This window comes from Variovorax sp. F042, assembly GCF_057814215.1.
This window is the reverse complement of sequence record NZ_JBVASX010000001.1, coordinates 327,927-349,809: the sequence shown is the minus strand read 5'-3', so window position 1 is coordinate 349,809 and position 21,883 is coordinate 327,927. Positions and strand designations below refer to the sequence as shown.

Here is a 21,883-nt window from a genome sequence, read left to right as displayed (position 1 = left end):
GACCTGAATGTTCCTGCGCTTCCTCGGCCGCTTCGCGGCATCGCTAGTCGTATTGCTGTCGGCGATGTGGGCCTGCATGGCACTTTGGTATCAGTTGCCGGGGCCTTCCTTCGTGAAGATCGGCGCAGGCGTGCTGTGGGCCGGCTTCGGCCTTGCCGCCATCGCGCTGCTGTGGCGCGGCAAGGCAGCGCGCGCCCTGCTCTCCTACGTGGTTGGCTTCGCATTGCTGATGGGCTGGTGGGGCACCATCCTGCCCTCGCAGAACCGCCTGTGGGCCGATGACGTGTCCCGCCAGTTGCACGCCCATGTCGACGGCAACATCGTGACGATGGACAACGTGCGCAACTTCGAATGGCGCAGCGACACCGACTACACCCAGCGCTGGGAAACGCGCAGCTACGACCTCGACCGCCTGCGCTCGGTCGACGTGGCGCTCTCGTACTGGAGCGGCCCCGCCATCGCGCACACGCTGGTGTCCTTCGGTTTCGATGACGGGCAGTTCGTTACCTTCTCCATCGAGATCCGCAAGGAGCGCGGTGAAAGCTTCTCGTCGGTCGGCGGCTTCTTCAAGCAGTTCGAGACCAGCCTCGTTGCGGCCGACGAGCACGACATCATGCGCGTGCGTACCAACGTGCGTGGCGAAGACGTCTACATGTACCGCGTGCGCCTGCCGCAGCAGGAAATGCGCTCGCTGTTCGTGGCCTACCTGGGCGAAAGCGCGGCGCTGGTGCGCGAGGCCAGCTTCTACAACACGCTCACCGCCAACTGCACCACCATCGTGTATGCATTGGCCAAGCGCATCGTGCCCGGCCTGCCGATGGACTGGCGGTTGCTGGCCTCGGGCTACCTGCCCGACTACCTCTACGACGTGGGCGGCCTTACGCCCGGCTACAGCATGGAAGCGCTGCGCGCGGCGGGCCGCATCACCGACCGTGCCATCGCCACCGACAAGGCGGCGCCGGGCGTGAACTTCTCGCAGGCGATCCGGCAAGGCCTGCCGGGCCTCGAGGACTCCAAGGCCCCCAAGGCGAAGCCGTGATGCGCATGCGCTTTCTTTGCCTTTTGTGTACCGCCGTGCTGCTGGCCGGTTGCGCGGGCGTGAAGGTCGGCTCGATCTCGCCGGCCGAATACCTCGCGCAGCGCCGCGGCGACGTGCTCACCACCGGCGAGCTCAGCACCTCCGCACAGGAAGTGCTGCGCGTGATCGGCTCCGACGCCGATCTGTGCCGCAAGGACGGCCAGGCCTGCCGCAATGCGCTGGCCGACTCATCGGGCCTGAGCGACGAACAGCGGCTGTCCGCGCTGTCGGAAGTGTGGCTGCAGGTAGCGCTCGCGGCAGACAAAGGCGGCACCGCAGCGCAGCCAGATTCATCGGCCACCACGGCCATCGAGGCCTGGCTCGAAACCGCGCGCCATGCCTACGCCTACCTGTTCTACACCGCCCGCAAGCCGCGCGACCGCGCCTTCGAAGACCGGCAGACGCAGGTTCGCGACTACTACAACTACGCGGTGCAGCAGGCCATTACCGGCCTCTTCAAGACCTACCGGCGCACCGGTTCGCCATCGGACCCGCCCCCGGAAGTGCCGCAGGTAGGCGACTGGCGCATCGAAACCGACGTATCAGCACTGCGCCTGCCCACCAGCGCGCCGCTGCCTGACGAACTGATTCCCGCCGCCTCGCTCACCTTCTCTGGCCTGCGCAACACCTACCGGCGCGACGGCTTCGGCGCGGAGCTGGTGGCGGCAAACGCCAAGCGCACGGACGACGAGGCAACGCCCGGCCCGGCCGACGACAAGCGCCCGCCCCGGCCGCCCTACCGCGAGATGCCCTTCCCCGCCGTCACAGCGCTGCTGCTGTTCGACGGCGCCAATCTCGACGAGATCCTGCGCACCCACACGCTGCGCATTGCGGCCTACGACCCGTACCGCACCGCCAACGTGCAGCTGGCCGGGCAGGAGGTGCCACTGGCCGCCAACTTCACCTCGGGCTATGGCCTGTGGCTCGCGCGCTCCGACTTCGCGCTGCAGGCCCTGCGCAGCCTGTTCGGCGGCCGCGACGGGCTCACGCAGCCGCGCATCTACCTGATGCAGCCCTACGACCCGAACCGCCGCACAGTCATCATGCTGCACGGCCTCGCGAGCAGCCCCGAGGCGTGGATCAACGTGGCCAACGAAGTGCTCGGCGACGAAACGCTGCGCCGCCGCTACCAGATCTGGCAGGTGTATTACCCCACCAACGCACCGCTGCCGATCAACAACTTCGCGATCCGCGAAGCCGTCACGCAGACGCTTGCGCACTTCGACCCCACGGGCAAGGCCGAGGCCTCGAACAACATCACGCTGATTGGCCACAGCATGGGCGGCGTGCTGTCGCGGCTGATGGTGTCGTCGTCGGAAGACAAGCTCTGGGAGGCGCTGCTGGCCAGCTACCCGATGCAGGGCGCGCAGCAGCAGCGCATGGAAGAAAAGCTCGCGCCCTACCTGCGCTTCGAGCCGCTGCCGCAGGTGAGCGACGCGATCTTCATCGCCTCGCCGCACCGCGGCACCGACTTTGCCAACAACCGCGTCTCGCGCTGGGTGGCCAACCTCATCACGCTGCCGGTGGCAATGCTGGGGCAGCTGAGCGACATCTCGCGCGAACTGATCCGCATCGCGCCCAGCACGCAGGGCCAGGAGCCGCTGCGCATTCCCAACAGCATCGACAACCTGAGCGACCGCGATCCGTTCGTGCGGCTGTCATCGGGGCTGCCGATGAATCCGCGCGTGCGTTTTCATTCGATCATCGGCAACGACACGCCGGGCGTGGCGCAGGCGCTGTCGAGCGACGGCATCGTGCCGTACGCAAGCTCGCACCTGGACGGCGCGGCATCGGAGCTGGTGATTCCGTCAGCGCACAGCGTGCAGGAGAATCCGTTGGCGATCCTGGAGATACGGCGGATCCTCAGGGAGCAGCTGCGTTCGCAGCCGCCGCGCTGACCGCGCGGCTACCTCTTCGCGGAGCGCTGCGCCCGCACGCGCTTCAGGAAGTCCTGGAAGAGCGCCTTCTTCTCGGGAAAGCGCTCCGCTCCCTCCGCGAAGATTGCCTCCGCGGCGGCCAGCTCTCCCAGCCGCATGAGGCACTCGCCCTTTGAGAAGAAAGCAGCCGGCCCGTCGGGATTCACCCGCAGCGACTGCTCGAAGTCGTTCAGCGCTTCACGGAAATTCCCGAGTTCCATGTGGGTGAACGCCCGGTTGTCGATGGCTTCGAAGAACAGCGGAAAGAGCTCCACCGCCGCGTCGTACTCGGCAATGCCCTCCTGTTTCCTGCCCTGCTCGCAGAGTTCATTCCCGCGCAGGTAATGCGCGTTGGCCTCGCGGACGATCTCCTTGCTGTCCTTTCCGGTCACCTCGAGGTAGCGCGGAAAGTCCGTGAGCCTCAGGTACTCGGCAAAGCCGATCAGGTCTTCTTCGGTGGGCTGCCGGTTGCCGATCAGCTCCCAGCCCTCCTCACCGAAGCTGCCTGCGTCGATGGGGGCATGCCATATCGACACCTCCGCCTGGTTCAGGGAATCGGCCGTGGGCTTGGCGTCCATCGGCTTGTAGCTCAGGCAATGGGCGGCCGCCGTTCCATCGGGCCATGGGTCGACTTCGAGGATCCAGACGGCCCGCCAGACCTGTCCGTCGCGTTGGGTAAGCAGGTCGCCTGGCTTCACCGCCAACCGGCTTTCCGCCGGGGAATTGGATGTGGAAGCCGAGCCGGCAAGACGTGCGGCAAGCCGCTGGATGAATCGGAAAGGCATGGTGTCGGATGTCTTGAGGATCTACACGCGGGTAACAGGCAGGAGCGCGCCACTTTAGCCGCTCGGCGCAAGGCGAAAAAAAGCGGGCCCAAGGGCCCGCCCAAAGCCGTCCATCGAATTGCACAAGAAAGCGCAACCCGACTCCGACTCACCTCGAACTCAACTCCTGCTTCCTCTCATTTCCTCCTCCAGATCAAAGCGATCGCCAACCAAGCTCCGGCGCTATGCGGCCGGACAGGTCGGTCAATATCTGTTCGTAGTCCTCGCTGCTGAAGTTGTAGGGCAGCTCCACGCGCAATTCGCTCACATGCGGCAGCACCGGGTCGTGCCGCAGGCGCTCCAGGATTTCATCGGACGTGCCCACGAGATCGGTCGCGAACAGCGTGCGCCGCTCACCCTGCGGTGCCAGCGTGCGTTCGACGCGTCCTGCCGCGAACTCGCGGTAGCGCTTGCGCGTGGCGGCATCGGCGCCATCGAGCGGCACGATCACGCGGCCCAGCGCCACCCTGCCCTTGCGCGCGTCCGCCTCGCTGGCGCGATAGCGCTCGATCAAGCCCAGCTGCGCCTGCAGAAAGTCGTCGGTGGTCTCGCCCGAGAGCACATTGCCCAGCAGCAAATTGAACCCGTTGCGCCCCGCCCATTCGACCGAGCGCAGCGAGCCGCCGCCATACCAGAGCCGGTCGATCAGGCCCGGTGCATGGGGCTGCACACGTGGCCGCACACGTCCGCTGGCCGATTCGACAAAAGTCTGGTCATCCCCAAGCAGTGTGTCTTCCAGATTGGCCTTGAGCCGCCCCACGCGCTTGTGCGTGAAGTCGATGGTGTTCGCCGCCACGTCGTAGAAGCGGTTGCCGAGCAGTGCTCCATGCAGCGGCGCGCCAGCGCTCAGGCCCACTTGCACCCGGCCGCGCGACAGCACATCGACCGTGGCCAGGTCTTCGGCGAGACGGAACGGGTTCTCGTACCCCATCTGGATCACCGCCGCGCCCAGTTCGATGCGGCACGTGCGCTGCGTCGCGGCGGCCAGGAAGGTCGCGGCCGACGACACACCGCGCTCCAGATGGCGCTGCCGTACCCATGCGCCGTTGAAGCCCTGCTTCTCGCCGAACTCGAAGAGCTTCAGCGCGGCCTCGATGCCCGCGAAAGGGTCGGCCTCGGCGTAGTTGCCCGGCGTCAGGAATGCGAGATGGCGAATGCTCACGGCGCGAACTTCGGCAACCCGGGCGGGTTGGTCTCCGACTTTGGCAACGCCTCTTCGGCCAGGCTCCAGCGCGCGAGCGCCTTGGCATAGGTGCCGTTGCGGATCAGGTTGTTGGCCGCGGTGGTCAGCGCCGCCGCGAGGCCGCTGCCCTTGCGCGTGGCAATGGCCACGTCCGACTTCAGCGGCCAACCCGCATTGACCGTGCCGACCAGCCTGATCTGCCCGTTCTTCGCCGCCTCGTAAGCCTGTGGCGCATTCGGATTGAAATTGGCGTCGACCCGCTTGGTGACCACCGCCAGCGTGCGCGTCACATCGTCGTCGTAGTACTGGATCTCGACGGGCTTCAAACCTGCCGCAACGTTCTGCCGGTTCCACTCGAGCAGGATGCGCTCCTGGTTGGTGCCGGCGCCGGTCGTCAGCTTCAGGCCCGCAACGTCCTTCCGCTCCCTGATCGACTTGATGGCGCTGTCGGTGCGCACATAGAAGCCGTGCAGGCCGAGGCGATAGGTCGAGAAGTCGAACTTCTCCTTGCGCTGCTCGGTCACGCCCACGTTGGAGATCACGGCGTCGTACTTGCCCGAGCTCAGGCCCAGCGGCCAGTCGGCCCAGGCAATGGGCTGCAGGTCGAGCTTGAGGCCCAATGCTTCGGCGATGAGCAGCGCGAAGTCGGGGTCGAAGCCGACGACGGTCTTCGCGTCGGTGGCGTAGGTCGATATGGGTGGCGCGAACGGTGCGATCGCGACCGTCAGCACGCCTTCCTTCACGAACTTGAAGCCCGGCGGAATCGCGTTGACGGCCTCGGCGTCCTTGCCGGTGCGCAGGCGGCCGCGTTGCTCAGGGCTGAAGTCGAACTTGTCGGCGGCATGGGCCACGCCGGCCACGAGCGTGAGCGCGACAAGGCCACGGGCGATCCAGGCGTGCTTGAGAAAAGTCATGGCCATCATCAGTTCTTCGGCAGGCCCGGCGGGTTGGTGCGCGAGGCTGCGATGGCCTCCGACTCCAGGTTCCAGCGCGACAGCGCCTTGGCGTAGTTGCCGTTCTTGATTTGCGTGTTCAGCGCCAGCGTGACCGCATCGGCAAGGCCCGAGCCCTTGCGCGAGGTAACGGCAATCTCGGCCGTCTGCGGCCAGCCGCCCGAGAACACGCCCGCGAGCTTCGTCTTGCCGTCGCGCGCCTCGTAGGCAGCGATGGCGTTCGGGCCCACGTAGGCATCGGCGCGGCCCGACTGGATGGCCAGGCGCTGCACCACATCGTCGTCGTAGTACTGGATCTCCACCGGCTTCAGCCCGGCCGCCACGTTCTGCTTGTTCCAGCGCAGAAGAATCTGCTCCTGGTTGGTGCTGGCGGAAACGATCAGCTTCAGGCCCGCGATGTCCTTCGGCTCCTTGATCGCGCCGAGCTTGCTGTCCGACTTCACGTAGATGCCGATCTGGTCGTTGCGGTAAGTCGAGAAGTCGAACTTCTCCTTGCGCTCTTCCGTGACGGTCACGTTGGACACCACCACGTCGAACTTGCCCGACTGCAAGCCCAGCGGCCAGTCGGCCCAGGCGGTGGACACAAGCTCCAGCTTGCGACCGAGGCTGTCGGCCACCAGCTGCGCGATGTCGGGGGCGTTGCCCACCGGCGTCTTCGTGTCTGTCGCATAGGCGGCGAACGGCAGGCGGCCGGTGGTCGTGCCGACGACGAGCACGCCTTCCTTCTGGAACTTGAAGTCCTTCGCGAGCTTGATGGCCTCGTCGATCTTCTGCGCGCGCGGGCGGCCGGGCTGCTCGGGGCTCAGGTCGGGTGCCGGCTGGGCCGATGCGGCCAACGGCACCAGCAGTGCGGCCAGGAGAACGGACAGGATGTTTCGTCGATGGGTCATGAAGGGCAATGCAGCAAGAAGGGAAGAAAGGAAAAGTCAAAGAACCTTGGCCAGGAACTCGGCCGTGCGCGGATGCTCGGGCGCGCTGAACACCTTGTCGGGCGAGCCGGTTTCGAGAATCCGCCCGCGCTCCATGAAGACGATGGTGTCGGCCACTTCGCGGGCAAAGCCGATCTCGTGCGTGACGATGACCAGCGTGGTGCCCGAGCGCGCCAGCTCCTTGATGACGGCCAGCACCTCGCCGACCAGTTCGGGGTCGAGCGCCGAGGTGGGCTCGTCGAACAGCAGCACCTTCGGCCTGAGCGCCAGCGCACGGGCAATCGCCACGCGCTGCTGCTGGCCGCCGGAGAGCTGTCTTGGATAGGCGTGCGTCTTGTCGCTCAGGCCAACGCGCACCAGCAGTTCGGAGGCCAGCGCCTCGGCCTCGGCACGCGGCAGGCCGCGCACCGACACCGGCGCCTCCACGATGTTCTCCAGCACCGTGAGGTGCGGGAACAGGTTGAAGTTCTGGAACACCATGCCCACGTCGACGCGGCGCTTGAGAATTTCCTTCTCGTGCAGCTCGTAGAGCGTGTCTTCGTCGCGGCGGTAGCCGATGAGCTCGCCGTCGATGGCAATGAAGCCGTCGTCCACGCGCTCCAGGTGGTTGATGGCGCGCAGCAGCGTCGACTTGCCCGAACCCGACTGGCCGAGGATGACCGTCACGCTGCCCTGCCCCACGGTCAGCGTCACGTCGTCGAGCACCTTGAGCGCGCCGAAGCTCTTCGAAACGCCGTGGATAGTGACCTCGCCACCCTGCGTGAGCGGATCGGTCCATCGCGGCACCTGTGCAGGGGCATCGGCAACAGATGCTTCCTCGGCCACAGGCCGCGCCGCCGGCACCTTCACGCGCCACAGCCCGCGCACCACGCCGCCAAGCCACGAGCTCGGCGGATTGCGCAGCGCACCGCGCGAGAAATGCCGCTCGACGTAATGCTGCACCACCGACAGCACCGTGAGGATGATGAGGTACCACACCGTCGCCACCATCAGCAGCGGAATCACTTCCAGGTTGCGCCGGTAGATGATCTGGATCGTGTAGAACAGCTCGGGCAGCGCCAGGATGTAGAGGTTCGACGTGCCCTTGGCCAGCCCGATGATGTCGTTGAACGCCGTGGGCAGAATGGTTCGCATGGCCTGCGGCAGCACGATGCGAAAGGACTGCCGCGTGCGCGACAGCCCCAGCGCCGCCGCCGCTTCCAGCTGCCCCTGCTCCACCGACAGGATGCCGCCGCGCACGATCTCCGAGGCAAAGGCCGCCTGGTTCAGCGTGAGGCCCAGCAGCGCCGCCACGAACGGGCTGATCAGTTGCGTTGTCGGGTACGAGAAGAAGGTGACGTCGGTGCCCGGAATGCCCAGCGTCACCGTCTCGTAGAGATAGCCCAGGTTGTTGATGATCAGCAGCAGCACGATCACCGGAATCGACCGGAAGATCCAGGTGAACACCCAGGCCAGCCGCGCCAGCAGCGGCGAGCGGGACACACGCGCCAACGCCAGAGCAGTGCCGAAGAAAAAGCCCAGCAGCGCGCCCAGCGCCGTCAGCAGCAATGTGCGGCCCAGGCCTTGCAGCACAGGCTCGGCGAAGAACCATTGCGCGAATACGCCCCAGCCCCAGCGCGGGTTGGTCAGTGTCGAATGCAGCACGATGCCGATGACCAGCACCGCGAAGATCGTGCCGGCCGTTCGCGCGGGGTATCTGGCCGGCACGACGCGAAAGTGCGAGTAGTCGCCCTTCGCGGGCACTGGTGCAGGTGCTGGGCGCTGCGGTTGCGGCGCGCGAACCGGTACGGGGCTTCGCGGCTCGGCGCCGGCATCGAGAACGGTCGTATTCATCGCTGCACCGCCCCGGCCTGTTGCTCTGCAAGGCGACCGTGATGGCGCCCCGTGTTCAAGTACTTCTCGAACGGCAGCTTGCGCGGCGTCTCCGGGTCGACAGGCGGATCGAACAGCGCCGTGTAGCCATGGCCGAGATACAGGCCCACGGCCTCAGGCTGGCGAAAGCCGGTCGTCAGGTAGATGCGCTCATAGCCCTGCCGCAGCACCTGTGCTTCCAGTTCCGCGAGCACCTTGCTGGCCAGGCCCTGCCGCCGCAGGTCGCTGTGCGTCCACACGCGCTTGAGTTCCGCTGTGCGCTCGTCGTGGCGCATGAACGCGCCGCCACCGATGGCAACGCCGTCGCGCAGCAGCAGCACGAAGTTGCCGCCGTGCGATGGCGCGAACACCTCGGGCGGATAGCGGTCCATCTCGCGCGGCGCACCCGGCTCGCGCAGCACGTCGCCGTAGCGGCTGTCGTACTCGAAGGCCAGGCCTTCGATGAGCGGCTTCGCGCGCGGGTCGAGCGGCGTGGTGTAGAGGAACTGTTCGCTCATCAGGCAGCCTTCCGCACTGCGGGCGCGACTTCCTGCGCCGCATGGCGGCTCGCCTTGCGCGGCAGGCCCAGGTGGTCACGCAGCGTGTGACTGGGCAGTTCGCGCTGGTAGCGCCCGCGCGCTTCCAGCACCGGAATCACGAACTCGATGAAGTCGTCGAGGCCCTGCCCCAGCACCGGAAATCCGAGGATGAAGCCATCGGCCGCGCCCTCGTCCACCCAGCGGATGATCTCGTCGGCAATGCGCTCGCCGGTGCCCACGAACTGCGTGCGTGGCGTGGCCACTTCGAGCGCCACTTCGCGCAGGGTCTGGCCCTTAGCCTTCGCATTGGCCTTGATGCGGTCGGTTGTCGAGCGAAAGCTGTTGCGGCCGATCTCGCCCAGCTCGGGGAACGGCGCGTCCAGCGGGTACTGGCTGAAGTCGTGGTGGTCGAAGAAGCGGCCGAGGTAGGCCAGTGCCTCTTCCACCGTCAGCAGCTCGCGGATGGCGCGGTACTTGGCCTCGGCCTCCGCCTCGGTGGCCGCGACCACCGGGCCGATGCCGGGGAAGATCTTCACGTCGTCGGCCTGGCGGCCTTGTGCGACGGCGCTGGCCTTCACCTGCCGCAGGAAGCTGCGCGTGTCTTCCAGCGAAGGCGAATGGGTGAACACCGCGTCCGCATACTTGCCCGCGAGCCCGATGCCCGCGTCCGACGAGCCAGCCTGGAAGATCACCGGCTGCCCCTGCGGCGAGCGCTGGATGTTCAGCGGGCCCGACACCTGGAAGAAGCGCCCCTTGTGGTCCAGCGGGTGCAGCTTCTCGCGGTCGAAGAACTGGCCGCTCTCGCGGTTGCGCACGAAGGCGTCGTCGTCCCAACTGTCCCACAGGCCTTGCGTGACGGCCAGGTACTCGTCGGCGATCTCGTAGCGCAATGCGTGCTCGGGGTGCGCGCGGCTGTAATTCTTGGCGCTGCCTTCGAGCGGCGTGGTCACCACGTTCCAGCCCGCGCGCCCGCCGCTGATCAGGTCGAGCGAGCCGAACTGGCGTGCCACCGTGAACGGGTCGCTGTACGAGCTGGAGACAGTGCCCGCGAGGCCGATCTTCGAGGTCACGGTCGCGAGCGCTGACAGGATCGAAATCGGCTCAAAGCGGTTGAGAAAGTGCGGGATAGATTTCTCGTTGATGTAGAGCCCGTCCGCCACGAATGCGAAGGCGATGCCTGCTGCTTCGGCCTTCTGTGCGGTGCGCACGAAGAAATCGAGGTTCACGCTGGCATCCGCAGGACCGCCCGGATGCTTCCAGGAATTCATGTGGCTGCCGGCCCCCTGCAGCATGACGCCGAACTTGATGTTGTTGCTCATGACGATTGCTCTCTTGTCTCTTCTGGAATGGAAAGGAAAGGCTCAGGCCGGCACGGGTGTCGATTTGTGCGCCTTGGCGAGCAGTTCGACGGATGCGTGACGCTCCGCGAAACCGGCCACCGGGATGTCGATGACGAACTCCTCGATGCCATAGCGCTCGCTCAGCGCATCGAGCGCATCGCGCACCTCTTCACCGGTGCCCGCGACCACATGAGGGCGGCGTTCTTCGGTGCGGTAGTCGCTCACGCCAGCCTGCCGCGCGAACTCGGCAGCGGCTTCGAGGCTCGGCAGGTTGACGCTCTGGCCGGTGGGCAGGTGCACGCGGAAGCTGCGCAGCGCGCCGACAAGCTCCGCGGCCTTCTCGTGCGTCTCTGCCGCGAATGCAAAGAGCGCGAGCATCGGTGCGCGCCCCGACTCCGCGCGATAGGCATCGAGTGATTGCGCGAGATTCACCGGGTCGCCGTTGAAGTGCCCCGCATAGACGAACTGCCAGCCGAGGCGCGCGGCAAGCACCGCGCTCTCGGGGCTGCCGCCGAGCAGCACGCGCTGCGGCAGCTGTGGCGGGTTTGGCGTGGCGACCGCACCGGCCAGCGCATGGCCGGAGGCAATGCCGTCGTGCAGGAATGCATCGAGCTCGGCCAGGCGCACGCCGAAGTCTTCGCCCTTCTTCACCGGATCGTGCAGCCACTGCAGCGCCTTGCTCGTCAGCGGCAGGCCGCCCGGCGCCTTGCCGATGCCCAGGTCCACGCGACCCGGTGCCAGCGAGGCCAGCACGCGAAACGTCTCGGCCACCTTGAACGGGCTGTAGTGCTGCAGCATGACGCCACCCGTGCCCACGCGGATGCGCGAAGTCTTCGCAAGCACGTGCGCGGCCAGCACCTCGGGCGCCGAGCCTGCGTAGTTCTTGTTGCCGTGATGTTCGGCGAGCCAGTAGCGGCGGTAGCCCAGCCGCTCAGCGCTCTGTGCGAGCGAGATGGTGTGCTGGAACGCCTGTGCGGCGTCGGCGCCTTCGGGGATCAGGCTCTTGTCGAGCAGGGACAGCGAGTAGGACACGGTGTGAGGCGGGAAGCGCCCTTGAAAGAATTGCTTCAAATTCTCTTGGGCATCGTGCGCACCGGTTGCGCCGAATTTCTATATCGATATCTGCTGAGTGCTCAGTCGCGCAGGTAAGACAGGATCGATTGCGCGGCCTCGCGCGCGCTGACGGACGCAGTGTCGATGACGAGACGTTGCGTGGTCCACGGTTCGTAGTCGCGCTGCTGCACGGCCGCCCATGTCGGTGGCACGAGGCCCGGCACATCGATGCTTCGCTGCTCGACGCGGCGCCGATGCTCGGGGATGTCCGAACACACGATCTCGACCTCGACGATGCGCGACGAGGCGTCCGCCGCAACAGCCTGCCATGCCTCGCGCGTAACTGGCAATGGATTGACGCAGTCAGCCACGACCATCAGCCCGAGCGAAAGATTGGAGCGGGCCAGCTCGTAGGCCACGACGTAGCCTCCTGGCCCCACGTCACCAGCCAGCACACCAGCCGAGCGCAGTGCCTGCTCGATGGTGTCGATGCGCAGGTACACGCAAGGCACGAGCGCGGCTATCTCGCGTGCGATGGTGGTCTTGCCGGTGCCGGGCAGGCCACCCAGAACGATCAGCATCTTCTTGCGTCTCCAGGTTCAGGGCCCTGGTGCGGAGTTCACCACGAATGCGGCAGCAAGGCCAGAGCGGCCGCAGCATGCAGCCGCCGCAGCGCCCTTGCCGGCACATAGCCATGCGGCGCGCGCCGCGCCACTTCGTGTGCCGAGCTTGGCGGAATGCGCCAGGCCTTGGTTGTCAGGGCGAGAACGTGGCGGGCCTGGGCCGCCGGAGAAACGTAGTGGGTGCGCAGTGGCATGGCAACGGTCGAAAGAAAACTTCGGCCGATTCTGCGCAGTGCCACTGCTTTTCCAAAGACGGATTCCAAGTTACCTGATGCGGTTCGCGAATCGCGATCCCGGGCTTCAGGCGAAATCGGTCGAGGGCTTCTCCCAGAGATTGACGCCGCCTTCCACCGCGTACTTGTCGATCTCGGCCAGCTCCTCTGTGCTCAACGGTGCATGCGACAGCGCCGCAACGTTGTCGACGATCTGCTCGGGCCGGCTCGCGCCGATCAGCGCGGAGCTGACGCGCGGATCGCGCAGCGTCCACGTCAGCGCGAGCTGCGCCAGCGTCTGGCCGCGGCGCTTCGCGATCTCGTTGAGCGCGCGGGCACGCTCCACATTGGCTTCGGACAGGTGCTCCTGCTTGAGCGAGCCGCCGCCGGGCCGGTTGATTCGAGCATCGGCCGGAATGCCCTTCAGATACTTGTCGGTCAGCAGACCCTGCGCGAGCGGCGTGAAAGCGATGACGCCGGCGCCCAGTTCGTCAGTCGCGTTCAACAGGTCTTTCTCGATCCAGCGGTTGAACAGGTTGTAGGCCGGCTGATGGATCAAGAGCGGCACCTTCCACTCGCGCAGCAGCGCGGCGATCTCGCGCGTCTTGCCGGCCGAGTAAGACGAAATGCCGATGTACAGCGCCTTGCCCTGCTGCACGGCCTGGGCCAGCGCGGAAGCGGTTTCTTCCAGCGGCGTGTGCGGGTCGAAGCGGTGCGAATAGAAGATGTCTACGTAGTCCACGCCCAGCCGCTGCAGGCTTTGGTCGAGGCTCGCGAGCACGTATTTGCGCGAACCGCCGCCCTGTCCGTACGGACCCGGCCACATGTCCCAGCCGGCCTTGCTCGAAATGATGAGTTCGTCGCGGTACGGCTTGAAGTCCTCGCGCAGCAGCCGGCCGAAGTTGGTCTCGGCGCTGCCGTACGGCGGGCCGTAGTTGTTGGCCAGGTCGAAGTGGTTGATGCCCAGGTCGAAGGCCGTGCGCAGCAGTTGGCGCTGCGTGGCAATGGAGGTGGTGTCCCCGAAGTTGTGCCAAAGCCCGAGCGAGATGGCGGGCAGCACGAGCCCGCTGCGCCCGACGCGGCGGTAGGGAATGGCGTCGTAGCGCTTGGAGTCGGCGTGGTAGGTCATGGGTGTGTCTTGTCTTGACGGTGGATGGAGAAAAGGAAAAGAGCCGTCGAGGATGCCCCCGCAGGCACAGCGCGGCAAGCATTTCCACGCCGCTGTCGCGCTTATCCGTCGCCGCATATGCATAGGCGGTTTTCTTCGTTGGCGCGGCGCGGGGCGCTTTCTAGCATCGGCGCTCCGCCAACTCCCAGACCGCTCCCCTGCCGGAGCGCGCCGCCATGCCCATCGAAGCCTCTTCCCTCCCTTCGCGCCGCCTTGCGCTCAAGACTTTCGCCTCGCTGACCGCGGCCGGGGGCCTCGGTGGCCTGTTGCTGGCGGGTTGCTCGCGCGACGAAGGCAAGACCGCATCGGCCGGCGGCGCTCCGGCCGTGGTGAAGAAGGTCGGCGAGAAGGTTGCGTTCAAGTATCCGAACAACCCCTCATTCGACCTGATCTACCTGGCCGACGAGCTCGGCTACTTCGAGGGCACGAACACGCGCCCCGAGTACGTGGGCAAGATCGCCGCACCGCAGATCATTCCGCTGGTGGGCACGGGCGAGATCGACTTCGGCAGCCGCATGGTGCCGCTGGTGATCTCGGCCATTGCCTCGGGCGCCGACCTCAAAGTGGTGGCGGCAGGCGGCAAGACGCTGCAGGAAGCGCCGCACATGAAGTACTTCGTACGCAAGGACTCGGGCATCCGCGAACCGAAGGACCTCGAAGGCAAGACCATCGGCTTCAACAGCTTCGGCGCCTGCGCCGAGTTCGTCACCAAGAAGTACCTGCGCCAGCACGGCGTGGACGTGAACAAGATCAACTTCGTCGTCATTCCCGACGAGCAGGCCGAGCAGACGCTGGTAACGCGCAACACCGACCTGGCGATCATCCACGCGCCCTTCTCGGGCCGCGCCGACAACGCCGAGCAACTGATGCGGCTGTGGAGCGACTTCGACCTCGACGGCGGCCTCGGCGGCATGGCGCCGTACAGCGCGCACGGCCAGTTCATCCGCCAGCACCCCGAGGCGGTGCGCGACGTGGTCGTTGCACTGGCCAAGGCCGGCAACTGGGTCAACGCCAACACCGAGGAAGCCCGCAAGCTGGTGGCCAAGCGCATCAACATGGACCTGAAGAACGTCGACCGCTATGCCTACGTCGACGACCTGGTGGTGACCGAGCCGCCGATCCAGTACTACATCGACATCCTGCAATCCGAAGGCAAGCTCGCCTCCGGCAAGGTGGCGGTGAAGGACGTGTACACGAACGAGTTCAACCCCTTCGCCAACAAGATCGCCACGAAGGCCTGAGCACGCGCCGATGACCATCAAGATCTCTGCCCGCGATGTGCGGATGGACTACGCAGCCCGCGGCGCGAGCGAACGCGTGCGTGTGCTCGAAGGCTTCGACCTCGACGTGCGCGAGGGTGAATTCCTCTCGGTGCTCGGCCCGTCGGGCTGCGGCAAGTCGACCTTTCTCGGCATCCTGGCCGGGCTGACCGAGCGCACCGGCGGGCGCATTGCCATCAACGGCCAGCCGCTCGCGGGCATCAATCGCAACCAGGGTGTGGTGTTCCAGGGCTATGCGCTGTTTCCTTGGCTCTCGGTGCTCGACAACATCGCTGTCGGGCTCGAGATACGTGGCGTCGGCAAGGCCGAGCGTCGCCGCACCGCGCACGAATATCTCGAACTGGTCGGGCTGCATGGCTTTGCTGACCGATACCCGCACGAGATTTCTGGTGGCATGAAACAGCGTGTGGCCATTGCGCGCTCGCTCGCCTACAAGCCCGACGTGCTGCTGATGGACGAGCCCTTCGCCGCGCTCGATGCGCAGACGCGCGAGATTCTCCAGGGCGAGCTGCTGCGTATCTGGGAGCAGTACCGCAAGACCATCGTGTTCATCACGCACAGCCTGGAAGAAGCGGTGTACCTGTCGGACCGCGTGGCGGTGATGACGCAGCGGCCCGGCCGCATCAAGGACATCATCGACATTCCGCTTGCACGGCCGCGCTCGGCGGAGCTTCGTCACTCGGCCGAGTTCGCCGCGCTGCGCCAGCGTGCGTGGGAGGTGCTGAAGGACGAAGTGCAGATCGGCCTGCGGCCCAGATCGCTCGAAGGGGTCGTGTCATGAGTGCCGTGCTCGACGCTCCAGTGGTTCGTTCGCCCAGCCGACTCTTCAAGTTCGCTCGCGGCCTCGGCCGGGTGGCCGAACGCGGCATCGGCATCGTGATCTTCCTGGCGCTGTGGGAGGCCCTGCCGCGCCTTGGCATCGTGAGCGATGCCTACCTGAGCCCGCCTTCCGCCGTGATCGCGAGCATCGCCCAACTCGTCGACACCGGCCAGCTCTGGAAGCACATGGCCGCGAGCCTGCAGCGCTCGCTGTGGGGACTGGTGCTCGCGAGCTTCTCTGGCGTGGTGCTGGGCCTGCTGATCGGCAGTTCAAGGCGGCTGGCGGCCATCGTCGATCCGGTGCTGCAGCTCTTTCGCCAGACTTCTGCCTTCGCGCTGTTTCCGGTGTTCATCCTGTTCCTGGGCATCGGCGAGCTGTCGAAGGTGGCGATCATCTTCTGGGCCTCGTTCTGGCCCGTGCTGCTGAGCACGGTGAGCGGCGTGAAGCAGGTCGACCGGCTGCTCGTGAACTCGGCGCTGTCGATGGGCGCGTCGCAGCGCTTCATCTTCTTCAAGGTGGTGCTGCCGGCGTCGCTGCCGTCGATCTTCACCGGCGTGCGGCTGGCGGGGGCGTACAGCATCACCGCGCTGGTGGCGGCCGAGATGATCGGCGCGCATTCGGGGCTGGGCTTTCTCACGCTGAATTCGCAGGAGACCTTCCAGATACCGACCATGTATGCGGGCATCCTGCTGCTGGCAGTGCTGGGGCTGGTGCTCAACTACCTGCTTGCGCTGCTGGAGCGGCGGTTGCTGCGCTGGCGCAGGGGGTTGAGTCTCGATGAGTGACGCTGCTTCCCCAGTGGCTTCGCGCCCCCGCCGGCTCGCGCTGGCAGGCGCCTCGCTCGTCGCGGCGGCCGCACTCGCTGGCCTTGGCGCATCCTGGGCTTCGGGGAGCCGCCTGAGCGAACTGCCCAAGGGGCCGGTGCTGGCCAGGGTCATTGAGCGCGGCACGCTGGTCGTCGGCGTGCGCCGCTATCCACGCCCCGCCCCTCCCGAAGCACCCACGCCACCGGAACCCGATGGCTTCGATGCCGCATTGGCGCGCGAGCTGGCCCGCTCGCTGGGCGTGACGCTGGAACTGGTAGGGCTGGACGCTGCCGCGCAGGACGCCGCGCTGCGCGATGGCCGCGTCGACCTGCTGATCGCAGGAGTGCCGTCTGCCGCCGCGCCGAAAGGCATCGACGCCGCCCCCGGCAGCTACGACACAGGCAGTGGCCTGGTGGTCGCGCTGCGCAAGGGTCGCGTGCAGGATGCGCAGGCGCTACGCGGCGCGCCGGTCTGCGTGGGCGAAGGCTCAGGCTATGCCGGTGCAGTGTCTCTGCGCTATGGGGCTGAGCCGCGCAGCTATCCCTCTTCCGTACATGCCGTGTCGGCTTTCATGGCGGGCGAATGCGCTGCGCTGGCCGAAGATGCCGAAGTGCTGGAACGCCTGTTGAAGAACGACGAATGGCGCTTCTACAAGCCACTGGCAAGCGGCCTGCGCCCGCCATCGGACGCCGCCATCCGCCTGCCGCAAGGCGACGCCGCCTCGCGCGACTACCTGGCCGCCGCGCTGCGCCAATGGCGCGCGGACGGCACGCTGGCACAGGCGCGCGGTGCGCGCGCGGGCAACCTGCAGTTCGAGATCACGCTGCTCAAGGACGGGTTCGTCTGTCATTCCTGAGTGGGTGGCGGTTCGGGGCCGGACTACTTCGGCGCCGGCTTCCCCGCCCCGACTGCGTGGCTCTCCAGCCCTTCCTTGGGCAGCAGCAATGCCAGCGCGATCACACCCAGGCTCACGACCAGCATCGCCACGAAGGTGAGATGCAGCGAGCCACCCAGCGCCAGACGGATGCCTGCATCCCCCGCGACGGAGCCGTGCACGCCCTGCAGCAGCAGGCGCAACTGGTCGTCGGTGAACATCATCGTGCCGTCGCCGCGCGTCAGCCCGAAATTGAAGACCGCGCCGAAGAAGGCCGCGCCCAGCGCACTGCCGAGGTTGCGCGAGAACACGTTCGACGCCGTGGCGACGCCACGTTGCGAAAGCTCCACGCCCTCCTGGATCAGGATCAGCGAGCTCAGGCTCATCACGCCCATGCCGAGGCCGATGATGAAAGAGCCCACGGCGGGCAGCACCGGCGAGCTGCCGGCCCCCAGCAAGGCGAAGGTCGATGTGCCCAGCGGAATCAGCGCCGCACCGGCCACCACCATGCGCCACAGGCCGATGCGGTGGAACGTGCGCGAGGTCAGCGTCGCGCCGATGGGCCAGCCCAGCATCACCATCGTGAGCGTGAGGCCGGCCGTGACCGACGAACGCTCGAGCACCACCTGCACGTACATCGGCAAAAAGGTCGTGATGCCGATCAGCACCATGCCGGCGAGCATGGCCGCGCCGTTCACGGTGGCGATCATCCGCGCGCCCCAGAGCCGCAGCGACACCATGGGGTCGGCTGCGCGGCGCTCCTGCGCGATGAACAGCGCGAGCGTGACGACGAACAACCCGGCCCACGCGAGCGCCACGCCTGAATTGCCGACACCGAACTCGGTCAGCGCAATCATCAGCGCCGCAATGCCGATGGTGAACAGCACCGCGCCCACCATGTCGATGGACGAGCGCCGCACCGTGGGCGCCTCGTGCAAGAAGAACCAGAAGCCCGCCGCCGCGGCCAGGCCGATGGGCACGTTGACCCAGAAGATCCAGGCCCACGACAGCTTCTGCACGATCAGTGCGCCGATCATCGGCCCCACCACGGCCGACACCGCCCACACGCTTGCCAACCAGCCCTGCACCTTGCCGCGCTCGCGCACCGGATAGAGGTCGCCCACGATGGTGAGCGACACGGGCTGGATGGCACCCGCGCCAATGCCCTGTATCAGCCGGAAGCAGATCATGGCCGGCATCGACCACGAGAAGCCCGCCAGCACCGAGCCGATGACGAAGACGGCGATGCCCACGAACATGATGGGCTTGCGGCCGTACAGGTCGGAGAGCTTGCCGAACACCACCGTCATCGCGGTCTGTGCGAGCAGGAAGGAGGCGAACACCCAGCTGTAGAGATGCAGGCCGCCCAGCTCGGAGGCGATCTGCGGCATCACGGTGGAGACGATGGTGGCTTCGATGGCCACCATCGCCATGGAGGCCATGATGGAGGCGATGACCAGCGGGCGGTTTGTTGTTCTGTTGGGGGAGGTCATGAGCCGTGCATGCTATAGACGGCACGAGTCCCTGTCCGCTGCTCGGGCTCTCGGTGCCGTTCGTTGGCTACAGTCCGGTGCAGCCGGCCGGCGTCATCCGGGCGCCGGGCGCTTCAGAAAGCTGCGAATGGATGAACTCAATGGCGTCGTCGACGACCTGATCGCGCTCGTGCTGGTGGTGGAAGCCGGCGGGTTCAACGCTGCGAGCACGCGCCACAACATTCCCGTGTCCCGGTTGAGCCGCCGCATCGCGGGCCTCGAAAAGCGCCTGGGCGTGAGCCTGCTGGTGCGCAGCTCCCGGCGCTTCAAGGTGACGGAGATCGGCGAACGCCTGTACCAGCACGGCCTGGCGATTCGCGCCGAAACCCGCAACGCGCTCGCCGTGGCGCAGGACACGCTCAACGAGCCGTCGGGCCATCTGCGGGTGTCGTGCCCCGTCGCCATGGCCACGGGCCTGGTCGGGCGGCTGTGCGTGGAGTTCGTCAAGCGGCACCCGAAGGTGACGCTGACGCTGGACTCCACCGACGGGCGCCCTTCCCCTTGGAGCGAGGCGGCCGACCTGCTGATTCGCCCGAGCATCGACACGCTGCCCGATTCGAGCATGGTGTCGCGCAAGCTCGGCGATTTTCCGTACCTGCTGGCAGCCACGCCGACGCTGTTCGAATCGCTGGGCGAACCGGCCACGCCGCAAGCGCTTGCCGCGCTGGACGACTGCCCCGCCATCGGCTGGACCTTCGGCCCGCATCCCTCGCGCTGGCTGCTGCGCGGGCCCGGCGATGCCGAGGTCGAGCTGAACGTGCATCCACGTTTCACCAGCGACAGCCTGCTGCAGATCCACCAGGCGGCGCTCGTGGGCATCGGCATCGCGCGGCTGCCGGTCAGCCTGTGTGCCAAAGACCTGGAACAGGGCCGCCTGCGCGTGGTGGCGCCGGGGTGGGCGCCGCCGACCATCTCGATCCACGCGCTGTATCCCTCGCGCCGCGACCTCACGCTGGCGGGGCGGCAGTTTCTGGCGATGCTGGTGGAGGCCACCGAGCCCTATTCGAAAACGGTGAGATAGCGTCGTTTCGAAACTGCATATTCAGAAAGCTGCGTTGCATTAGCCCGGGTGTCATCGCACGGTCATCGCTCCTAGCATCGGCCGCAAGTCGGGTCCGCTGTGGAACCGGCCACCCGAGGACGACGATGGCGCATCACGAGAAGAAGAGTTCTTTCCCCATCTGGCCCGAAAGCCGGCGGCGGTTCATCCAGGCGACCGGCGCGTTGATCGCGCTGCCGCTGGCCGGTTGCGGCGGCGGAGGCGGTGGCGGCTTCTCGACACCTTTTGCCGGGAACGGCACAGGCACCGGACAGCAGGCCGCTGCGCCGGTCGCCGACACCACCTCGGGGCGGTTCAAGGGACAGGTCAGCGGCAGCGTTGCGTCGTACCTCGGCATTCCGTATGCCCAGGCGCCCATCGGCGCGCTGCGCTTCCAGTCGCCGAAACCGTTCAAGCCCGCGTCCGACGTGGTGAACGCCGACAAGTTCGGCGCTGCCAGCCTGCAGACGCTGCCGCCGTACGTCACATGGATCTACCCCGTGCCGGCGCAGCAGAGCGAGGACTGCCTGACGGTCAACGTGTGGGCGCCTGCCGATGCCGCCAGGGCGCCGGTGATCGTGTGGCTGCACGGCGGCGCCTGGCGCACCGGCGCCACCAGCATGCCGCTGATGAACGGCGCAGCACTCGCGGCACTCGGCGTGGTGGTGGTCACGGTCAACTTCCGGCTGGGTGCGCTGGGCGGCCTTTCGCACCCGGACCTTGTCGATGCCGACACCGGCAGCGTCGCCAACTGGCAGCTGCAGGACCAGATGGCCGCGCTGCAATGGGTGCACCAGAACGCCGCCGCCTTCGGGGGTGACCCGGACAACATCTGCCTGATGGGGCAATCGGCCGGCGGCACCAGCGCAGCGGTCATTGCGCAGAACCCCACCTCCCGGAAGTTCCTGCGCAAGGTCGTGCTGTTGAGCCCCGGCAGCAACGCGGCACCGAACAGCTTCAGCCTGAAGGACGCGGCGGCATACACCGAGCTGCTGGCCGCCCGCCTGAACACTACGCCGCGGGGCCTGCGCGACGTGCCGGCCGCCACGCTCCATGCGGCGGAGATAGCGCTCAACGCGCAGCCGTTGCCAGCCACCATCACGACCGGGCGCAGTTCGAAGTTCGTTCCGGTCGTGGATGCGCAGTTCTGCCTCGCGGACTGGACGCGTGCCGCATGGCCGGCCGACCTGCCCGTGATCATCACGACCACGCTGACCGAAGGCAGCTTCTTCGTCGACCTGATCGACCCCGCCACCGGCAAGGCGCTGACGGCGCCCCTGCCGCAAAACGACACGCAGCTGCTGGCATACATCACATCGCTGACCAACTCGGCCACGGTGAGCAGCCAGGTGCTTGCAAGCTACCGCCAGGCTGCCGCCGACGAGGGACGGCCGACGGGCGCCGGCGACCTGATGGTGGAGATCTATGGCGACTACGCCATTCGCGTCCATTCGGTGCACTACGCCGGCAGGCTCGCCAGTGAAGGCAAGGACGTGCGCTTCGGCACCTACGCGCACGCTCTCAAGGCGCCGGGACACGGCGTGCCGCACTGCGCCGACCTGCCATTGCTCTTCGGCACCTACGGGCTGGACTACTACAAGGACAAGGTCGGCAACGGCACCGCGGAAGCGCAGCTGTCGGCAAGCATGGCAGCGGCGCTGGTGTCTTTCGCGCGTGAGCCTCAGGCCACGGCATTCGGCACCGGCACAGCGTGGCCGCGCTACACCGGCCCCTTGGCGAATGCGGTGCGCATGGGCGAAGGCAGCAGCGGGGATGTGGTCGTCGGCACGGTACCGAAGATGGCGCAACTCGCCATCTGGGACGGTCTTCTGGGCTACTGAAGCGGCTCAGGCTCGCGGCCCT

20 protein-coding genes are annotated in these 21,883 nt (G+C 66.9%); 8 read left to right on the top strand and 12 right to left on the bottom strand.

What is annotated here, in order from left to right; genetic code table 11:
- Window positions 1-7: 7 nt before the first annotated feature.
- Together ACZYSP_RS01710 and ACZYSP_RS01705 are read left to right on the top strand one after the other, a co-directional pair.
- The gene (locus ACZYSP_RS01710) at window positions 8-1,039 is read left to right on the top strand and encodes an Lnb N-terminal periplasmic domain-containing protein (protein ID WP_093173748.1); all 1,032 of its coding nucleotides are present in this window, start codon (window positions 8-10) and stop codon (window positions 1,037-1,039) included.
- Complete coding sequence (locus ACZYSP_RS01705) at window positions 1,039-2,976, top strand: esterase/lipase family protein (protein ID WP_489012849.1); 1,938 nt, start codon at window positions 1,039-1,041, stop codon at window positions 2,974-2,976. The genes ACZYSP_RS01710 and ACZYSP_RS01705 overlap by 1 nt, the downstream gene beginning before the upstream one ends.
- 8 nt (window positions 2,977-2,984) lie before the next feature.
- Here the strand turns inward: ACZYSP_RS01705 and ACZYSP_RS01700 are convergent, their stop codons facing one another.
- The 11 genes from ACZYSP_RS01700 to mgrA form a co-directional block, all read right to left on the bottom strand.
- Window positions 2,985-3,779 carry a tetratricopeptide repeat protein gene (locus tag ACZYSP_RS01700; RefSeq protein WP_489012848.1) on the bottom strand — a complete coding sequence of 265 codons (795 nt, stop codon included), beginning with the start codon at window positions 3,777-3,779 and terminating at the stop codon, window positions 2,985-2,987.
- A 193-nt stretch (window positions 3,780-3,972) separates the two neighbouring features.
- Window positions 3,973-4,980 carry an LLM class flavin-dependent oxidoreductase gene (locus ACZYSP_RS01695; protein WP_489012847.1) on the bottom strand — a complete coding sequence of 336 codons (1,008 nt, stop codon included), beginning with the start codon at window positions 4,978-4,980 and terminating at the stop codon, window positions 3,973-3,975.
- Entirely contained in the window at window positions 4,977-5,915 is a 939-nt protein-coding gene (locus ACZYSP_RS01690) for an ABC transporter substrate-binding protein (protein ID WP_489012846.1), read from the bottom strand. The genes ACZYSP_RS01695 and ACZYSP_RS01690 overlap by 4 nt, the downstream gene beginning before the upstream one ends.
- Window positions 5,916-5,923: 8 nt before the next feature.
- Window positions 5,924-6,844: an ABC transporter substrate-binding protein gene (locus tag ACZYSP_RS01685; RefSeq protein ID WP_489012845.1), complete on the bottom strand. Its 921-nt coding sequence runs from the start codon at window positions 6,842-6,844 to the stop codon at window positions 5,924-5,926.
- 36 nt (window positions 6,845-6,880) lie between these two features.
- Complete coding sequence (locus ACZYSP_RS01680) at window positions 6,881-8,716, bottom strand: amino acid ABC transporter permease/ATP-binding protein (protein ID WP_489012844.1); 1,836 nt, start codon at window positions 8,714-8,716, stop codon at window positions 6,881-6,883.
- Window positions 8,713-9,252, bottom strand: a complete 540-nt coding sequence (locus ACZYSP_RS01675) for a GNAT family N-acetyltransferase (RefSeq protein ID WP_489012843.1) — start codon at window positions 9,250-9,252, stop codon at window positions 8,713-8,715. The genes ACZYSP_RS01680 and ACZYSP_RS01675 overlap by 4 nt, the downstream gene beginning before the upstream one ends.
- Window positions 9,252-10,592, bottom strand: coding sequence for an LLM class flavin-dependent oxidoreductase (locus tag ACZYSP_RS01670; protein ID WP_489012842.1), 1,341 nt, complete (start codon window positions 10,590-10,592; stop codon window positions 9,252-9,254). Before ACZYSP_RS01670 ends, ACZYSP_RS01675 begins: the two co-directional genes overlap by 1 nt.
- Before the next feature lie 42 nt (window positions 10,593-10,634).
- Complete coding sequence (locus ACZYSP_RS01665) at window positions 10,635-11,645, bottom strand: LLM class flavin-dependent oxidoreductase (RefSeq protein WP_489012841.1); 1,011 nt, start codon at window positions 11,643-11,645, stop codon at window positions 10,635-10,637.
- Between the two features lie 101 nt (window positions 11,646-11,746).
- On the bottom strand, window positions 11,747-12,247 hold the full coding sequence (locus tag ACZYSP_RS01660) for a P-loop nucleotide/nucleoside kinase family protein (RefSeq protein ID WP_489012840.1): 501 nt from the start codon (window positions 12,245-12,247) through the stop codon (window positions 11,747-11,749).
- 38 nt (window positions 12,248-12,285) lie between these two features.
- A complete protein-coding gene (locus ACZYSP_RS01655) occupies window positions 12,286-12,483 on the bottom strand; it encodes a hypothetical protein (RefSeq protein ID WP_307614151.1) in 198 nt (65 codons plus the stop codon).
- Between the two features lie 106 nt (window positions 12,484-12,589).
- A complete protein-coding gene (gene mgrA, locus ACZYSP_RS01650; RefSeq protein ID WP_093054901.1) occupies window positions 12,590-13,630 on the bottom strand; it encodes an L-glyceraldehyde 3-phosphate reductase in 1,041 nt (346 codons plus the stop codon).
- 215 nt (window positions 13,631-13,845) lie between these two features.
- On the opposite strand from mgrA, the gene ACZYSP_RS01645 reads away from it, so the two are divergent.
- From ACZYSP_RS01645 to ACZYSP_RS01630, 4 genes are read left to right on the top strand one after another with little or no spacing between them, the layout of a single operon-like run.
- Window positions 13,846-14,910, top strand: coding sequence for an ABC transporter substrate-binding protein (locus tag ACZYSP_RS01645; RefSeq protein ID WP_489012839.1), 1,065 nt, complete (start codon window positions 13,846-13,848; stop codon window positions 14,908-14,910).
- Between the two features lie 10 nt (window positions 14,911-14,920).
- Complete coding sequence (locus ACZYSP_RS01640) at window positions 14,921-15,730, top strand: ABC transporter ATP-binding protein (RefSeq protein ID WP_093054897.1); 810 nt, start codon at window positions 14,921-14,923, stop codon at window positions 15,728-15,730.
- Entirely contained in the window at window positions 15,727-16,554 is an 828-nt protein-coding gene (locus ACZYSP_RS01635) for an ABC transporter permease (RefSeq protein ID WP_489012838.1), read from the top strand. The genes ACZYSP_RS01640 and ACZYSP_RS01635 overlap by 4 nt, the downstream gene beginning before the upstream one ends.
- A gap of 13 nt (window positions 16,555-16,567) precedes the next feature.
- On the top strand, window positions 16,568-17,431 hold the full coding sequence (locus ACZYSP_RS01630; RefSeq protein ID WP_489012837.1) for a substrate-binding periplasmic protein: 864 nt from the start codon (window positions 16,568-16,570) through the stop codon (window positions 17,429-17,431).
- Between the two features lie 23 nt (window positions 17,432-17,454).
- Here the strand turns inward: ACZYSP_RS01630 and ACZYSP_RS01625 are convergent, their stop codons facing one another.
- Complete coding sequence (locus ACZYSP_RS01625) at window positions 17,455-18,942, bottom strand: MFS transporter (protein WP_489012836.1); 1,488 nt, start codon at window positions 18,940-18,942, stop codon at window positions 17,455-17,457.
- A gap of 127 nt (window positions 18,943-19,069) precedes the next feature.
- Between ACZYSP_RS01625 and ACZYSP_RS01620 the strand changes: the two genes are divergently transcribed.
- Both ACZYSP_RS01620 and ACZYSP_RS01615 read left to right on the top strand, forming a co-directional pair.
- Entirely contained in the window at window positions 19,070-20,002 is a 933-nt protein-coding gene (locus ACZYSP_RS01620) for a LysR substrate-binding domain-containing protein (RefSeq protein WP_489012835.1), read from the top strand.
- A 125-nt stretch (window positions 20,003-20,127) separates the two neighbouring features.
- Window positions 20,128-21,861 carry a carboxylesterase/lipase family protein gene (locus tag ACZYSP_RS01615; RefSeq protein WP_489012834.1) on the top strand — a complete coding sequence of 578 codons (1,734 nt, stop codon included), beginning with the start codon at window positions 20,128-20,130 and terminating at the stop codon, window positions 21,859-21,861.
- Window positions 21,862-21,883 lie beyond the last annotated feature (22 nt).

Bases quoted from the DNA above. Each gene is read 5' to 3' on its own strand.
- ACZYSP_RS01710 (WP_093173748.1), top strand. From the start codon at position 8: ATGTTCCTGCGCTTCCTCGGCCGCTTCGCGGCATCGCTAGTCGTATTG.
- ACZYSP_RS01705 (WP_489012849.1), top strand. From the start codon at position 1,039: ATGCGCATGCGCTTTCTTTGCCTTTTGTGTACCGCCGTGCTGCTGGCC.
- ACZYSP_RS01700 (WP_489012848.1), bottom strand. From the start codon at position 3,779: ATGCCTTTCCGATTCATCCAGCGGCTTGCCGCACGTCTTGCCGGCTCG.
- ACZYSP_RS01690 (WP_489012846.1), bottom strand. From the start codon at position 5,915: ATGACTTTTCTCAAGCACGCCTGGATCGCCCGTGGCCTTGTCGCGCTC.
- ACZYSP_RS01685 (WP_489012845.1), bottom strand. From the start codon at position 6,844: ATGACCCATCGACGAAACATCCTGTCCGTTCTCCTGGCCGCACTGCTG.
- ACZYSP_RS01680 (WP_489012844.1), bottom strand. From the start codon at position 8,716: ATGAATACGACCGTTCTCGATGCCGGCGCCGAGCCGCGAAGCCCCGTA.
- ACZYSP_RS01675 (WP_489012843.1), bottom strand. From the start codon at position 9,252: ATGAGCGAACAGTTCCTCTACACCACGCCGCTCGACCCGCGCGCGAAG.
- ACZYSP_RS01670 (WP_489012842.1), bottom strand. From the start codon at position 10,592: ATGAGCAACAACATCAAGTTCGGCGTCATGCTGCAGGGGGCCGGCAGC.
- ACZYSP_RS01660 (WP_489012840.1), bottom strand. From the start codon at position 12,247: ATGCTGATCGTTCTGGGTGGCCTGCCCGGCACCGGCAAGACCACCATC.
- ACZYSP_RS01655 (WP_307614151.1), bottom strand. From the start codon at position 12,483: ATGCCACTGCGCACCCACTACGTTTCTCCGGCGGCCCAGGCCCGCCAC.
- mgrA (WP_093054901.1), bottom strand. From the start codon at position 13,630: ATGACCTACCACGCCGACTCCAAGCGCTACGACGCCATTCCCTACCGC.
- ACZYSP_RS01645 (WP_489012839.1), top strand. From the start codon at position 13,846: ATGCCCATCGAAGCCTCTTCCCTCCCTTCGCGCCGCCTTGCGCTCAAG.
- ACZYSP_RS01640 (WP_093054897.1), top strand. From the start codon at position 14,921: ATGACCATCAAGATCTCTGCCCGCGATGTGCGGATGGACTACGCAGCC.
- ACZYSP_RS01635 (WP_489012838.1), top strand. From the start codon at position 15,727: ATGAGTGCCGTGCTCGACGCTCCAGTGGTTCGTTCGCCCAGCCGACTC.
- ACZYSP_RS01625 (WP_489012836.1), bottom strand. From the start codon at position 18,942: ATGACCTCCCCCAACAGAACAACAAACCGCCCGCTGGTCATCGCCTCC.
- ACZYSP_RS01620 (WP_489012835.1), top strand. From the start codon at position 19,070: ATGGATGAACTCAATGGCGTCGTCGACGACCTGATCGCGCTCGTGCTG.
- ACZYSP_RS01615 (WP_489012834.1), top strand. From the start codon at position 20,128: ATGGCGCATCACGAGAAGAAGAGTTCTTTCCCCATCTGGCCCGAAAGC.